This is a genomic window from Citrobacter sp. B72 (assembly GCF_016894305.1).
Taxonomy (GTDB): domain Bacteria; phylum Pseudomonadota; class Gammaproteobacteria; order Enterobacterales; family Enterobacteriaceae; genus Citrobacter; species Citrobacter portucalensis.
The window spans coordinates 3,865,851-3,880,869 of sequence record NZ_CP069801.1; the positions used below are offsets into that span (position 1 = coordinate 3,865,851).

Here is a 15,019-nt window from a genome sequence, read left to right on the forward strand (position 1 = left end):
CAAAAATTTGAGAGACTCGAACACACCGCTTTTCATTTCTTATTACGGAGAAATGAAACAGTGTGTCGTTTCAATTTTCAGCTTGATCCAGATTTTTAAAGAGCAAATATCTCAAACGTGACTCGAAAGTCAGTTTTGAGATACTTCGGTCGGCGACTTTCACTCACACATACCAGCAAGTGGCGTCCCCTAGGGGATTCGAACCCCTGTTACCGCCGTGAAAGGGCGGTGTCCTGGGCCTCTAGACGAAGGGGACACTGAAGTCTCAATCGCAAGACGCCTTGCTATTTACTTTTCATCAGACAATCTGTGTGAGCACTGCAAAGGTCGGTTCTTTAAGGTAAGGAGGTGATCCAACCGCAGGTTCCCCTACGGTTACCTTGTTACGACTTCACCCCAGTCATGAATCACAAAGTGGTAAGCGCCCTCCCGAAGGTTAAGCTACCTACTTCTTTTGCAACCCACTCCCATGGTGTGACGGGCGGTGTGTACAAGGCCCGGGAACGTATTCACCGTGGCATTCTGATCCACGATTACTAGCGATTCCGACTTCATGGAGTCGAGTTGCAGACTCCAATCCGGACTACGACATACTTTATGAGGTCCGCTTGCTCTCGCGAGGTCGCTTCTCTTTGTATATGCCATTGTAGCACGTGTGTAGCCCTACTCGTAAGGGCCATGATGACTTGACGTCATCCCCACCTTCCTCCAGTTTATCACTGGCAGTCTCCTTTGAGTTCCCGGCCTAACCGCTGGCAACAAAGGATAAGGGTTGCGCTCGTTGCGGGACTTAACCCAACATTTCACAACACGAGCTGACGACAGCCATGCAGCACCTGTCTCAGAGTTCCCGAAGGCACCAAAGCATCTCTGCTAAGTTCTCTGGATGTCAAGAGTAGGTAAGGTTCTTCGCGTTGCATCGAATTAAACCACATGCTCCACCGCTTGTGCGGGCCCCCGTCAATTCATTTGAGTTTTAACCTTGCGGCCGTACTCCCCAGGCGGTCGACTTAACGCGTTAGCTCCGGAAGCCACGCCTCAAGGGCACAACCTCCAAGTCGACATCGTTTACGGCGTGGACTACCAGGGTATCTAATCCTGTTTGCTCCCCACGCTTTCGCACCTGAGCGTCAGTCTTTGTCCAGGGGGCCGCCTTCGCCACCGGTATTCCTCCAGATCTCTACGCATTTCACCGCTACACCTGGAATTCTACCCCCCTCTACAAGACTCTAGCCTGCCAGTTTCGGATGCAGTTCCCAGGTTGAGCCCGGGGATTTCACATCCGACTTGACAGACCGCCTGCGTGCGCTTTACGCCCAGTAATTCCGATTAACGCTTGCACCCTCCGTATTACCGCGGCTGCTGGCACGGAGTTAGCCGGTGCTTCTTCTGCGAGTAACGTCAATCGCTGCGGTTATTAACCACAACGCCTTCCTCCTCGCTGAAAGTACTTTACAACCCGAAGGCCTTCTTCATACACGCGGCATGGCTGCATCAGGCTTGCGCCCATTGTGCAATATTCCCCACTGCTGCCTCCCGTAGGAGTCTGGACCGTGTCTCAGTTCCAGTGTGGCTGGTCATCCTCTCAGACCAGCTAGGGATCGTCGCCTAGGTGAGCCGTTACCCCACCTACTAGCTAATCCCATCTGGGCACATCCGATGGCAAGAGGCCCGAAGGTCCCCCTCTTTGGTCTTGCGACGTTATGCGGTATTAGCTACCGTTTCCAGTAGTTATCCCCCTCCATCGGGCAGTTTCCCAGACATTACTCACCCGTCCGCCACTCGTCACCCAAGGAGCAAGCTCCTCTGTGCTACCGTTCGACTTGCATGTGTTAGGCCTGCCGCCAGCGTTCAATCTGAGCCATGATCAAACTCTTCAATTTAAAAGTTTGATGCTCAATGAATTAAACTTCGTAATGAATTACGTGTTCACTCGTTGAGACTTGGTATTCATTTTTCGTCTTGCGACGTTAAGAATCCGTATCTTCGAGTGCCCACACAGATTGTCTGATAAATTGTTAAAGAGCAGTTGCGACGCGCTTTAGCGCTCTGTCGCGAGGTGGCGTATATTACGCTTTCCTCTTTCAGAGTCAACCCTCATTTTCAGGTTTTTCTCTTCAACCGAACCGGCTGTTTGTGTGAAGTGATTCACATCCGCCGTGTCGATGGAGGCGCATTATAGGGAGTCGACTCAGGAAGACAAGCGGAAAAATGCATTTTTGTTTCAACCGCTCACCTTTTATCCACAACGCTTACTTTTGCTGCTTTTTTATCGCCATCGGCAGGTCTGCCAGACTATTTATGACCAAATCTGCCGCATTTTCTGCTTCTGGCGTGACGGGTTTGCCTGTGCGCACCAATACCTTCGTGCCAACATTCGCAGCTGCCGCCGCCTGCATATCTTCAATTTTGTCGCCTACCATATAAGAAGCGGCCATATCGATGTGCAAGAAGTCTCGGGCGGAGATAAACATGCCAGGATGCGGTTTACGGCAGTCGCAGACCTGACGATACTCTTCTACAGTACCCTGCGGGTGATGCGGGCAGTAGTAGATACCATCCAGCTCAACGTCGCGATCGGCCAGCGACCAGTCCATCCATTCGGTCAACGTTTCAAACTGCGCCTCAGTAAATTTACCACGCGCGATACCAGACTGGTTCGTCACGATAATAAGCGCGTAACCCATCTTTTTAAGTTCACGCATGGCATCAATAACGCCGTCGATAAACTCAAACTCGTCGATCTCATGTACATAACCGTGGTCCACATTAATGGTACCGTCACGGTCGAGAAAAATTGCGGGTACAGACTTTGCCACCTTTTATAGCTCCTGAATAAGGCATGTGACTCTAGTATCGCATGTTTCAGCGGGCAAGAAAGTGCTCATCGTGCAAAGCCCGATTGATTTAGACGTCTGGATGCCTTAACATCCATCTTGTTGACGGCTTCGACCGTACCTGACAGACGAAAATGCCACGGCTAACTTAATTACGATAATAAATAACCAATGATTAAACTTTCGAATATCACCAAAGTGTTCCAGCAGGGGACTCGCACCATTCAGGCGCTAAATAATGTCAGCCTGCATGTTCCTGCCGGGCAGATTTATGGCGTTATTGGCGCCTCCGGTGCCGGTAAAAGTACGCTCATCCGCTGCGTTAACCTACTCGAACGCCCTACCGAAGGCAGCGTTCAGGTTGGCGGTCAGGAGCTGACCACGCTTTCTGAGTCGGAGTTGACTAAAGCTCGCCGTCAAATCGGCATGATTTTTCAGCACTTTAACCTGCTCTCTTCCCGTACGGTGTTCGGTAACGTCGCACTACCGCTGGAACTGGATAACACGCCAAAAGAAGAGATCAAACGCCGCGTAACAGAGCTGTTGGAGTTGGTTGGTCTTGGCGACAAGCACGATAGCTATCCGGCCAACCTTTCCGGTGGACAAAAACAGCGTGTGGCGATCGCCCGTGCGCTGGCAAGTAATCCCAAAGTGTTGCTGTGCGATGAAGCCACCAGCGCACTCGATCCGGCAACGACCCGCTCGATTCTGGAATTATTGAAAGATATTAATCGTCGTCTGGGACTCACCATTCTGCTGATTACCCACGAAATGGACGTTGTAAAACGTATTTGTGACTGCGTGGCGGTCATCAGTAATGGTGAACTGATTGAACAAGACACCGTTAGTGAAGTGTTCTCACACCCGAAAACGCCGCTGGCACAGAAATTTATCCAGTCCACGCTGCACCTGGATATTCCGGAAGATTATCTGGAACGTTTGAAAGCGGAGCCGGAAGCCGACAGCGTGCCGATGCTGCGTATGGAATTCACCGGCCATTCGGTCGATGCACCGCTACTTTCTGAGACGGCCCGTCGGTTTAATGTGAATAACAACATTATTAGCGCGCAGATGGATTACGCCGGCGGTGTGAAGTTCGGCATCATGCTGACTGAAATGCACGGCACACAGGAAGATACACAAGCAGCCATCAGTTGGTTGCAGGAACACCATGTAAAAGTAGAGGTACTGGGTTATGTCTGAGCCGATGATGTGGCTGCTGGTTCGCGGCGTATGGGAAACGCTGGCAATGACCTTTGTGTCCGGTTTTTTTGGCTTTGTGATTGGTCTGCCGGTTGGTGTGTTGCTGTACGTAACACGTCCGGGGCAAATTATTGAGAACGCGAAGCTCTACCGTACGCTCTCTGCGCTGGTGAACATTTTCCGTTCCATCCCGTTCATCATCTTACTGGTGTGGATGATTCCGTTCACCCGCATGATCGTTGGCACCTCTATCGGACTGCAGGCAGCTATCGTTCCGCTGACCGTCGGTGCCGCGCCGTTTATCGCCCGTATGGTGGAAAACGCGCTGCTCGAAATCCCGACCGGGCTGATAGAAGCCTCTCGTGCGATGGGCGCCACGCCGCTGCAAATTGTACGTAAGGTATTACTGCCAGAAGCGCTGCCTGGACTGGTCAATGCGGCCACCATCACCCTTATCACACTGGTTGGTTACTCCGCGATGGGCGGTGCCGTCGGTGCCGGTGGTCTTGGGCAGATTGGCTATCAGTACGGCTATATTGGTTACAACGCTACCGTAATGAATACAGTACTGGTATTGCTCGTCGTTCTGGTTTATTTAATTCAGTTATCCGGCGATCGCATCGTCCGGGCTGTCACGCACAAATAACGTTGCACACAACACTAAAAACTCATTAAGAAAAGGAAATAAGCATGGCGTTCAAATTCAAAACCTTTGCGGCAGTTGGAGCCCTGATCGGTTCTCTGGCACTTGTGGGTTGCGGTCAGGATGAAAAAGATCCTAATCACATCAAAGTGGGCGTTATTGTTGGCGCAGAGCAGCAGGTTGCAGAAGTCGCGCAGAAAGTGGCAAAAGAAAAATACGGTCTGGACGTTGAGCTGGTCACGTTTAACGATTACGTTCTGCCTAACGAAGCGCTGAGCAAAGGCGATATCGATGCTAACGCCTTCCAGCACAAACCGTACCTGGACCAGCAGATCAAAGATCGCGGTTATAAGCTGGTTGCTGTAGGCAATACTTTTGTTTACCCGATTGCGGGCTACTCCAAAAAAATCAAATCACTGGATGAGCTGCAGGACGGTTCCCAGGTCGCGATTCCAAACGACCCGACTAACCTTGGTCGTTCCTTGCTGCTGCTGCAAAAAGTGGGCTTAATCAAACTCAAAGACGGTGTTGGCTTGCTGCCGACCGCGCTGGACGTGATTGAAAACCCGAAAAACCTGAAGCTGGTTGAACTGGAAGCACCGCAGCTGCCGCGTTCCCTGGACGATGCACAAATCGCACTGGCGGTCATCAACACCACCTACGCCAGCCAGATCGGCCTGACTCCGGCAAAAGACGGTATCTTTGTTGAAGATAAAGATTCCCCGTACGTAAACCTGATTGTGACTCGTGAAGACAATAAAGATGCTGAGAACGTGAAGAAATTCGTTGAAGCATACCAGTCTGACGAAGTGTACGAAGCAGCAAACAAAGTCTTCAACGGCGGTGCTGTTAAGGGCTGGTAATTTTAGGCTGTTTACAGAATCTGTAATATCATCAGGACGGGCGCTTGCCCGTCTTGTCATTTATGCAAGCACCTGATTCAATATCTGACGTTTAGATCATTCATTGAGGAAATATTATGCGTGCTTTACCGATCTGTTTAGTAGCACTCTTGCTGAGCGGCTGTTCTATGTTAAGCAGATCCCCTGTTGAACCCGTTCAAAGCACCGCAACCCCGCCGAAAGCGGAGCCGGAAAAACCGAAAGCACCGCGCGCTACGCCGGTAAGAATCATTACTAACGCTGAAGATTTAGTAGGCAAACCGTTCCGCGATCTTGGCGAAGTTAGCGGTGAATCCTGCCAGGCTTCAAACCAGGATTCCCCTCCGAGCATTCCAACCGCACGCAAACGCATGCAGATTAACGCATCAAAAATGAAAGCTAATGCGGTATTGCTGCACAGTTGCGAAGTGACCAGCGGAACGCCGGGTTGCTATCGTCAGGCGGTTTGCATCGGTTCTGCACTGAACATTTCGGCGAAATGAGCCATTTTCAGTTCGAGCAAATAGGCGTTATCCGCTCACCTTATAAAGAAAAGTTCGCCGTTCCACGCCAGCCCGGTCTGGTGAAAAGCGCCAGCGGTGAACTGCATTTGCTCGCACCTTATAACCAGGCCGATGCCGTTCGCGGCCTGGAAGCCTTCAGTCATTTGTGGGTGATTTTTGTTTTTCACCAGACAATGGAAGGTGGATGGCGTCCGACCGTGCGCCCTCCCCGCCTTGGCGGCAACGCCAGAATGGGTGTCTTTGCCACGCGTTCAACGTTTCGTCCTAACCCTGTTGGCATGTCGTTGGTCGAGCTACGGGGCATCCGCTGCCATAAAGAGCACGTGATCCTCGAACTAGGTGGGCTGGATCTCGTTGATGGCACGCCAGTTGTAGATATAAAACCATATCTGCCGTTTGCCGAATCGTTACCCGATGCTCGCGCCAGCTATGCTCAGGATGCCCCCCAGGCCAGTGTAGACGTGACGTTCAGTGAAGATCTCGCGGAGCAGCTACCGAAGCTCGAACAACGTTACCCGCATCTTCGTCAGTTTATTGCCGAAGTGCTGGCGCAGGATCCGCGTCCTGCCTACCGTAAAAATGAGGAAGAAGGCAAAACCTACGCCGTCTGGCTACTGGACTTTAACGTCCGCTGGCGCGTCACGCCGTCAGGATTTGAGGTCTTTGCTCTGGAAGCCCGCTAATTTGCGTCGCGTACTCTTTTGACATCCCTTTCTCGCTGGTAAACTAAACCACTTTTGTTTTGTGCCAGGCTCGTTTTGAGCCTGTTCGATCGTTCAACTGGAACCGTAACAACATGCGTACTAGCCAATATCTGCTCTCCACTCTGAAGGAGACACCTGCCGACGCCGAAGTCATCAGCCACCAGCTGATGCTGCGCGCCGGGATGATCCGCAAGCTGGCCTCCGGGTTATATACCTGGCTGCCGACCGGCGTGCGCGTCCTGAAAAAAGTCGAAAACATCGTGCGTGAAGAGATGAACAACGCCGGTGCGATCGAGGTGTTGATGCCGGTCGTTCAGCCTTCTGAACTGTGGGAAGAGAGCGGCCGTTGGGAACAATACGGCCCGGAACTGCTGCGTATTGCTGACCGTGGCGATCGTTCGTTCGTCCTCGGCCCAACGCATGAAGAAGTGATCACCGACCTGATCCGTAACGAGCTGAGCTCTTACAAACAGCTGCCGCTGAACTTCTATCAGATTCAGACCAAATTCCGTGACGAAGTCCGTCCGCGCTTCGGCGTGATGCGCTCCCGCGAATTCCTGATGAAAGATGCATACTCTTTCCACACCTCTCAGGAATCCCTGCAGGAAACCTACGACGCGATGTACGCTGCGTATAGCAAAATCTTCAGCCGTATGGGGCTGGATTTCCGTGCAGTACAAGCGGATACCGGTTCTATCGGCGGCAGCGCCTCTCACGAATTCCAGGTGCTGGCGCAGAGCGGCGAAGACGATGTGATCTTCTCCGACTCTTCCGACTATGCGGCGAACATCGAATTTGCCGAAGCCGTTGCGCCGAAGGAGCCGCGCGCGGCAGCAACCCAGGAAATGACGCTGGTAGATACGCCGAACGCTAAAACCATCGCCGAACTGGTTGAGCAGTTCAACCTGCCTATCGAAAAAACCGTGAAAACCCTGCTGGTGAAAGCGGTTGAAGGCAGCAGCTACCCGCTGGTCGCCCTGCTGGTTCGTGGCGATCACGAGCTGAACGAAGTCAAAGCGGAAAAACTGCCGCAGGTTGCCAGCCCGCTGACCTTTGCCACCGAAGAAGAAATTCGTGCGCTGGTAAAAGCAGGTCCTGGCTCGCTCGGTCCGGTGAATATGCCAATTCCGGTGGTTATCGACCGTACCGTTGCAGTAATGAGCGATTTCGCTGCCGGTGCCAACATCGACGGTAAACACTATTTCGGTATCAACTGGGATCGCGACGTGGCCACCCCGGAAGTTGCTGACATCCGTAACGTAGTCGCCGGCGACCCTAGCCCGGACGGCAAAGGTACACTGATGATCAAACGCGGTATCGAAGTCGGCCATATCTTCCAGTTGGGTACCAAGTACTCTGAAGCGATGAAAGCCGCCGTTCAGGGCGAAGATGGCCGTAACCAGACGCTAACTATGGGCTGCTACGGTATCGGGGTCACTCGCGTAGTCGCTGCTGCTATTGAACAAAACTTTGACGATCGTGGCATCGTATGGCCAGATGCCATCGCCCCGTTCCAGGTCGCCATTCTGCCGATGAACATGCACAAATCCTACCGTGTGCAGGAGCTGGCTGAGAAGCTGTACGCTGAGCTGCGCGCGCAGGGTATTGAAGTACTGATGGACGATCGTAAAGAACGTCCGGGCGTGATGTTTGCCGATATGGAACTGATCGGTATTCCGCACACCATCGTGCTGGGCGACCGTAACCTCGACAACGACGATATCGAATACAAATACCGTCGTAACGGCGAGAAAGAGCTGATTAAAACCGGCGACATCGTCGACTTCCTGGTCAAAGCCATTAAAGGCTAATACCAACAAAAAGGCCCTGATTATCAGGGCCTTTTTTCTATCGATTAATTACACGCTTTACCAGGGATAAATTTCGCGTCTTTATCCGCCATCAACGTTTTCACTTTCTCACCCGTATCCGGGTTTGACTCCAGCGTGAAATGCGCCTCAAGCGTCAGCAGTACGGACTGTCCGTTTTCCGCACGAGCGGCTAAATAGTCGCGTTCAAGCTGAGCGTTATTCGCCACCGGCATCCGTTTACCCGTTGCGCAGTCGGTAAAGATTGCCGCGTCAGCCATATAGAAATACATGCCTCGCATCGGCATTGGCGTCACCGGTAAGCTGGCGGAAACCGGCTGGAGCGTGTAGTTAAACTGTGACTCAATCGGGTTACCTTCACGATCGAGCATTTCCAGCGCCTCGCCTTTAGCCCGGTAGTACGATTTTTCACCTTTACTGTCGGTCAGCACCAGTTTGTCGGCTGTACGCGCCCATGTGCCATAAGAGGCAAACGAAGACGGTTCATCCCGCACGCCCTGATAGCGTTCGTTCATCACCCATGTGCCGTCTTTTTCCAGAAACAGAGAGGTTTCAATCCCTTCGCAGTCCGCGCAAGGTAAGATGCCACGCCAGCTTTGCTGCATCGGTTTTAATTCTGCCGCCCGCGTCGGCTGTAGTACTTCAACTTCAGTACGATTATTACAGCCAATCAAGGAAAAAAGCGTGCATGCAGCGACCACGGACAATATTGCTGTTTTCACTATCAATTCCTTATTAATTTTTATTCCCGCTCGTCAGTCTTGCGTTCGACGAACTCTCCCGCGCAGTGCTTTCACTGTGGATTTTTGCGCCTTCGATGACAACCTGCGCTCTTTCGAGGCGCGCGTAGGGCGAGTTGCTTGTCGGCTTTTTTGCACCGCGGTTAATTCTTTTATCACCGCCACCAGTCGGGAGATTGCCGCTTCCCGATTGAGCTCCTGGCTACGGTATTCCTGCGCCTTAATGATAATAATGCCATCGCCGCTAATCAGATGATGGCTGGCGGCCAGCAGGCGTTCCTTGTAATACTCTGGCAGGCTCGAGGCCCGAATGTCAAAGCGCAAATGGATAGCCGTCGAGGTCTTGTTAACGTGCTGACCACCCGCGCCTTGTGCCCGAATCGCCGTGATTTCCAGCTCATTATCAGGGATAGAGACGTTTCGGGAGAGAACAATCATGAACGCGGCTGCCACGCGGTCAGATGAATTTCCAGATTGTTCTGAGAGTCGGACAGCCAAATAGCGCCGTCCTGAATAGTCGCCTGCAGCGCCATTGTACGACCAGCAAAATCACTCAGTTGCGCCAGCTGTTCATCATCCAGATACCACACGGTGAGATTTTTAAACTGCGCACATTTGTTCTGGTTTTGCTGCCACCAGATCTGAGCCGCACGGCTGTTGTAGGCAAACAGAGCAACCTCACCAGACTGGGTACAGGCTTTCTTGATACGGCGCTCATCCGGCAGACCCAGCTCAATCCAAAGATCGATGCCCAGATGGTCGTTACGCAGCCACGCTTCAGGCTCGTCTTCCGCGCTCAGGCCACGCGTGAACTGCAGCCGTTCATCGGCATATTTAATCCAGGCCAGCAGGCGCAGCATCATGCGCTCCTGGGTTTCAGAGGGGTGACGCGCCAGCGTCAAGGCCGCGTCAAGAAACTGGTTGCGGTCAAGATCCGCTACGTTGACGACGGCTTTATAAATTGTCGCTTTAAGCGCCATGGGAGAACTCCTTTCGAATCAGGCGCACATTGTAGCGAAAACTGCGGCAAAAGGCTGCTAACTGCTCATCTATCAAGGCGCTGATATTGCTTGAATGAGTATGGTATAGTCACCTTGCTAAACAGAGTTTATCTTCGTAGGCTTAGACTTGCATCCACGGTTAAGTCAGAGTGCTGACAGGAGGGCATGTGGAAAAATATTGTGAGTTAATACGCAAGCGGTACGCGGAAATCGCCAGCGGAGACTTAGGGTATATCCCGGATGCGCTGGGTTGCGTATTGAAGGTGCTTAATGAAGTGGCGACAGACAGCGCCCTTCCAGAGTCGGTCAGGGAAAAAGCGGCCTATGCTGCCGCGAACTTACTGGTGAGCGATTATGTCAATGAATGAAACGTATCAACCCATCAACTGCGATGATTACGACAATCTTGAACTCGCCTGCCAGCACCATTTGTTACTGACGCTGGCGTTAAAAGATGGCGAAGTTTTGCAGGCGAAAGCGAACGACCTGGTTTCACGCAAAAACGTGGAGTATCTGGTCGCAGATGTCGCAGGTGAAACCCGGGAGCTTCGTCTCGACAAAATTGCCAGCTTCAGCCACCCGCAAATCGGTACCGTGGTGGTCAGCGAATCTTAATCTTTCTTGCACCTTATCCGGCCTACTTTCCATGTGATACGTAGGCCTGATAAGCGCAGCGCCATCAGGCACGCCATACCAGACTCACACCAGCCCCATCTTCCGCTATCCCCTCACGCGTCACGAAAACACCCGCAGCAGCAATCAACGTTTCGCCGTAAAACAGCAGCGGCGTAGTATCTCGTCGCCAGGGCGGGATCCCCTGCTCCTGCCAGATTTTCTTTAATTTCCGTCCACCGTTACGCCCGACAATATGCAATAACCCTGGTGCTTTGAAACGAATGCTGACAGCTTCATCCGCTTGCGGCATGCGCAATTCACCCGCAGAGATTAACTGAACCGAACCCAATCCGGCAGGCAGCGCCAACGGTGTTTTCCACTCTAGCCATGGGATAACGGTTTCGCTTTGCCCATCGACTGACTTCACCCACCACAGCTGTGACTGATAACGGCGGACCTCGTACTCCCCGAGGCGAAAACAGGGTGAGGCATCTTCCCGCGCCAGCGCCACTTCCTGCCAGATACGTTCCAGTCCATCACGAGAAGGCATCGGCGCATTTAACCCCGCCAGCCAGCGACGAAGCAGCGCGGCACGACGCACGTCGCTCATCATCATTAACGGTGCCAGTAACAGTGTGCCGTGGGCTGTGATGCAATTGGCTAAATCGCTGGCCAGCAGTTCATCCAGTAAACTCTCCTGCTCAGCACACAGCGCGGCGCTGCGGGCTACGGCTTGCGCGAAGTGCGGCCAGCGCTGTTGCAGCAATGGGGTAACGCACAATCTGAGGAAATTGCGATCGTAGGTATCATCCTGATTGCTTTCATCTTCAATCCAGCATAATTCATGCTGCCGCGCCCATGCTTCAAGCGCCTCTCGCGTTTGCGCCAGCAGCGGTCGAATCAGCTGGGTTCCGGCGAACGGTGAGTTTTCGCCCATGGCGGAAAGTCCGGCAGGGCCGCTGCCGCGCTTAAGCGCCAGCAAAAAGGTTTCACACTGGTCATCGAGATGCTGGGCGGTCATCAGCACCTCGCCCGGTAGTAAGGTCTGCGCAAATGCCTGATAGCGCGCGCGTCGCGCCTGAGCTTCGATGCCCAGGCCATCGTCCTCAAGGTGTACCCGCTCAACCACTAGCGGCACCTGCCACTGCATACATACTGACTCACAGTGCTGCACCCAACTGTCTGCATGTGGGCTTAATCCGTGATGAATATGGATTGCGCGTAAAGCGACCTCAGGATGCTGCGCTCGCCACTGCACCAGCTGATGCAGGAGTACGGTTGAGTCCAGCCCGCCGCTAAAGGCGACCAAAATCGATTGAGAATTCAGCAGTGAAGTGTTCAGCGTGAGTGTCGTCATGATGGTTACTTACAATGGCATTGCCCGGCACGTTACCGGGCTAACGCCACAATGACAAGCCTTACAGCTCGTACAGTTCGAGGGGCAATCCGTCCGGATCGTTGAAAAACGTAAAGCGTTTACCGGTAAATGGATCGATACGTATGGATTCACACTTCACGTGGTGTGCTTCCAGATGCGCGATCGACTTTTCCACATCCTCCACGCTGAACGCCAGATGACGCAAACCGCAGGCTTCCGGTCGGCTCGGACGGCAAGGTGGAAACGGGAAAGAAAAAAGCTCAATCACATACTGGCCGTTCAATGCCAGATCGCCTTTCCACGAATCTCTCTCTTCCCGATAGGCTTCGCTCATCAGTGTAAAGCCAAGCACATCGCAGTAAAATGCCTTACTTGCCGCGTAGTCCGTCGCAATAATGGCAATATGGTGAACCTGTTTTAATCCCAGCATAGCGTCATCGCCTCTTTCATTTTTCTGTCAGCACGTTACTCGTACGTCTTAGGGTCAGGCAAGTCGTTATGCCATTTTTAAGACTCTCACGCGATACACACCATCCTCGCCCAGTTTAGCGCCATGGATATCGGTTTCAAATCCCGGGTAGCGCTGCCCCACTGAACACAGCATCAGAAGAAAATCGAGGACAGCCCGGCTTTTAGCAGTGATCATTTCCCCGGGCATCAAGAGCGGCACGCCAGGAGGATAAGGCAGGATCATATTGGCGGACACGCGTCCTACCAGTTGATCAAGCGCCACGGTTTCCACCTCACCTTTGATCTGCCGCTGCCAGGCCTGGTGCGGTGTCATTTTCATTTCCGGCAAGGTATCAAATGCCCGCAGCATCAGTCCGGAGAGATCGTGCTGGCGGATCAGCTTATGGATCCCCTGTGCCAGATCCTGAATACGCATATTGCGATAGAAATCGGGATCTTCAGCATACAGATCCGGCAGCATATTTTTCACGCGTAAATTCAGATCGTACGAGCGTTTAAATTCCGTCAGGCCACGCAGCAGCCCCATCGCCCGGGTTTTATCTATGCCAATACTGAACAGGAACAACAGGTTATACGGTCCCGTTTTTTCGACGACGACGCCGCGTTCATCAAGGAATTTCGCCACCAACGACGCAGGGATCCCCTCTTCGCTCATATTTCCCTGTTCATCCATTCCCGGCGTCAGAATCGTGACCTTCACCGGGTCGAGGAACATGTGGTCGGCATCAGCATCAACAAATCCGTGCCAGTCTTCACCTGGCGCTACCGGCCAACATTCTGCTTCATCGACCTTTTCCGGCTGCCAGATATCAAAGAACCAGCCATCCGACTCTTCGCGCAGACGCTGCACTTCTTTACGGAAATGCAACGCCCGTTCCACCGAACGATTGATTAACCGCTTGCCGGAATTACCACGCAGCATTGCCGCCGCCGTTTCTATCGACGCCACAATCGGGTAGCTCGGAGACGTGGAGGTGTGCATCATAAAGGCTTCGTTGAACGTGTCTTCATCATAGTCACCCTTAATGTGGATCAGCGAAGCCTGTGACAACGCCGCCAGCATCTTGTGGGTGGACTGGGTTTCAAATATCACCTTTCCCGGTACCCGTTCGCCGCTCATCCCGCTTTTCCCCTGATATATCGGATGAAAATGGGTATACGGCACCCAGGCTGAATCAAAATGGATGGAGGGCACATCCAGGGTTTGCTTGATCCAGTTGGTGTTATAAAGCAGCCCGTCATAGGTGGAGTTGGTGATCACCGCGTGTACCGGCCATTGCGCCTGAGTCGTCTCTTCTACCTTGCGTTCAATACTTCCATGGGTAAATTCCCGACGGGGTATACCGCCGAGGATCCCCAACGCGTTACGCGTAGGCTTCAACCAGATTGGCACCACATCGCTCATCATCAGCAAATGCGCCAGCGACTTATGGCAGTTGCGGTCAATCAGTAGCGTACTTCCTGCAGGCGCAGCATACATACCGACAATCTTGTTCGATGTCGAGGTGCCGTTAGTCACCATATAGCTCTGTTCGGCACCAAAGGTGCGAGCGATGTACTCCTCCGCTTCAAGGTGCGGACCGGTATGATCAAGCAATGAGCCCAGTTCGGTTACGGAAATGGACACGTCGGCTTTCAGCGTATTGCCGCCAAAGAAATCATAGAACAGGCAGCCGACCGGGCTTTTCTGGTACGCCGTACCCGCCATATGTCCAGGCGTACAAAAGGTATACTTCCCTTCCTTCACATAGGTAAACAGCGCCTTGGTGAACGGAGGCGTAATGTTATCGAGGTATTCGTTGGTGTACTGGCGAATGCGGGTGGCAATGTCTTCAGACTGACCCAGCGCATACTCAAAAAACCACAGCGCCATGCGCAGGTCGTGCGCACTGACATCCATCGTCGAATGGGTATTAATAAAGGCATAGAGCGGGAGATACTCGTTGAGCTGGTTGATGTCACTGCACAGCTCCAGGCTATATTCATCCCAGTCAAAAATGACGCCGCAAATTCGCGGGTTGTGTTCGATAAACTTCAGCAGGTCGACACTATTCTGCGGCCAGATAATCTGAAATCCCTGCTGTTGCAGCGCACGCTCAAGTTCCTTGATGGGCTCATCTTTATAAAAGACGCCATGCGGTCCCATGATGGCAATGATATTCATGCGTTCCTCCTGGAAAAACCTTAGTTAAT

Annotated in this window: 15 protein-coding genes, 1 tRNA gene and 1 rRNA gene; 8 read left to right on the top strand and 9 right to left on the bottom strand. The window is 52.7% G+C overall.

Annotated features, from left to right (window positions below; all coding sequences use genetic code 11):
* Positions 1-180 precede the first annotated feature (180 nt).
* The 3 genes from JQN59_RS18565 to gmhB form a co-directional block, all read right to left on the bottom strand.
* Positions 181-256, bottom strand: a tRNA-Glu gene (locus JQN59_RS18565).
* An 85-nt stretch (positions 257-341) separates the two neighbouring features.
* Positions 342-1,883 (bottom strand): 16S ribosomal RNA (locus JQN59_RS18570).
* A gap of 369 nt (positions 1,884-2,252) precedes the next feature.
* Positions 2,253-2,819, bottom strand: coding sequence for a D-glycero-beta-D-manno-heptose 1,7-bisphosphate 7-phosphatase (gene gmhB, locus JQN59_RS18575; RefSeq protein WP_003829138.1), 567 nt, complete (start codon positions 2,817-2,819; stop codon positions 2,253-2,255).
* Between the two features lie 189 nt (positions 2,820-3,008).
* On the opposite strand from gmhB, the gene metN reads away from it, so the two are divergent.
* The 6 genes from metN to proS all read left to right on the top strand — a co-directional run bounded on the left by metN (position 3,009) and on the right by proS (position 8,603).
* Positions 3,009-4,040: a methionine ABC transporter ATP-binding protein MetN gene (metN, locus tag JQN59_RS18580; protein WP_048227055.1), complete on the top strand. Its 1,032-nt coding sequence runs from the start codon at positions 3,009-3,011 to the stop codon at positions 4,038-4,040.
* Positions 4,033-4,686, top strand: a complete 654-nt coding sequence (locus tag JQN59_RS18585) for a methionine ABC transporter permease MetI (protein WP_003018471.1) — start codon at positions 4,033-4,035, stop codon at positions 4,684-4,686. The genes metN and JQN59_RS18585 overlap by 8 nt, the downstream gene beginning before the upstream one ends.
* Positions 4,687-4,730: 44 nt before the next feature.
* Positions 4,731-5,546, top strand: a complete 816-nt coding sequence (metQ, locus tag JQN59_RS18590) for a methionine ABC transporter substrate-binding lipoprotein MetQ (protein WP_003829145.1) — start codon at positions 4,731-4,733, stop codon at positions 5,544-5,546.
* 116 nt (positions 5,547-5,662) lie between these two features.
* Positions 5,663-6,067 carry an Rcs stress response system protein RcsF gene (rcsF, locus tag JQN59_RS18595; protein WP_003018477.1) on the top strand — a complete coding sequence of 135 codons (405 nt, stop codon included), beginning with the start codon at positions 5,663-5,665 and terminating at the stop codon, positions 6,065-6,067.
* A complete protein-coding gene (gene tsaA / locus JQN59_RS18600) occupies positions 6,064-6,771 on the top strand; it encodes a tRNA (N6-threonylcarbamoyladenosine(37)-N6)-methyltransferase TrmO (RefSeq protein ID WP_003829147.1) in 708 nt (235 codons plus the stop codon). Before rcsF ends, tsaA begins: the two co-directional genes overlap by 4 nt.
* Before the next feature lie 113 nt (positions 6,772-6,884).
* Complete coding sequence (proS, locus tag JQN59_RS18605; RefSeq protein ID WP_003829149.1) at positions 6,885-8,603, top strand: proline--tRNA ligase; 1,719 nt, start codon at positions 6,885-6,887, stop codon at positions 8,601-8,603.
* 44 nt (positions 8,604-8,647) lie between these two features.
* Here proS and nlpE read toward each other — a convergent pair whose 3' ends face one another.
* The 3 genes from nlpE to JQN59_RS18620 are packed head-to-tail and all read right to left on the bottom strand — an operon-like array spanning position 8,648 to position 10,341.
* Positions 8,648-9,346: an envelope stress response activation lipoprotein NlpE gene (gene nlpE / locus JQN59_RS18610; protein ID WP_085951559.1), complete on the bottom strand. Its 699-nt coding sequence runs from the start codon at positions 9,344-9,346 to the stop codon at positions 8,648-8,650.
* Positions 9,347-9,376: 30 nt separating this feature from the next.
* Positions 9,377-9,799 carry an alternative ribosome rescue aminoacyl-tRNA hydrolase ArfB gene (gene arfB, locus JQN59_RS18615; protein WP_032942412.1) on the bottom strand — a complete coding sequence of 141 codons (423 nt, stop codon included), beginning with the start codon at positions 9,797-9,799 and terminating at the stop codon, positions 9,377-9,379.
* The gene (locus tag JQN59_RS18620) at positions 9,796-10,341 is read right to left on the bottom strand and encodes a YaeQ family protein (RefSeq protein WP_003018497.1); all 546 of its coding nucleotides are present in this window, start codon (positions 10,339-10,341) and stop codon (positions 9,796-9,798) included. The genes arfB and JQN59_RS18620 overlap by 4 nt, the downstream gene beginning before the upstream one ends.
* Positions 10,342-10,529: 188 nt before the next feature.
* Between JQN59_RS18620 and JQN59_RS18625 the strand changes: the two genes are divergently transcribed.
* Positions 10,530-10,730 (top strand): YaeP family protein, encoded by a 201-nt coding sequence (locus JQN59_RS18625; RefSeq protein WP_048214883.1) that lies wholly within the window; start codon positions 10,530-10,532, stop codon positions 10,728-10,730.
* Positions 10,717-10,977, top strand: a complete 261-nt coding sequence (gene rof, locus JQN59_RS18630; protein ID WP_003018503.1) for a Rho-binding antiterminator — start codon at positions 10,717-10,719, stop codon at positions 10,975-10,977. The genes JQN59_RS18625 and rof overlap by 14 nt, the downstream gene beginning before the upstream one ends.
* 64 nt (positions 10,978-11,041) lie before the next feature.
* Here the strand turns inward: rof and tilS are convergent, their stop codons facing one another.
* The 3 genes from tilS to ldcC form a co-directional block, all read right to left on the bottom strand.
* A complete protein-coding gene (gene tilS, locus JQN59_RS18635; protein ID WP_149607638.1) occupies positions 11,042-12,334 on the bottom strand; it encodes a tRNA lysidine(34) synthetase TilS in 1,293 nt (430 codons plus the stop codon).
* Between the two features lie 61 nt (positions 12,335-12,395).
* A complete protein-coding gene (locus JQN59_RS18640) occupies positions 12,396-12,785 on the bottom strand; it encodes a VOC family protein (protein WP_003829160.1) in 390 nt (129 codons plus the stop codon).
* A 66-nt stretch (positions 12,786-12,851) separates the two neighbouring features.
* Complete coding sequence (gene ldcC, locus JQN59_RS18645; RefSeq protein WP_149607637.1) at positions 12,852-14,990, bottom strand: lysine decarboxylase LdcC; 2,139 nt, start codon at positions 14,988-14,990, stop codon at positions 12,852-12,854.
* Positions 14,991-15,019: the final 29 nt, after the last annotated feature.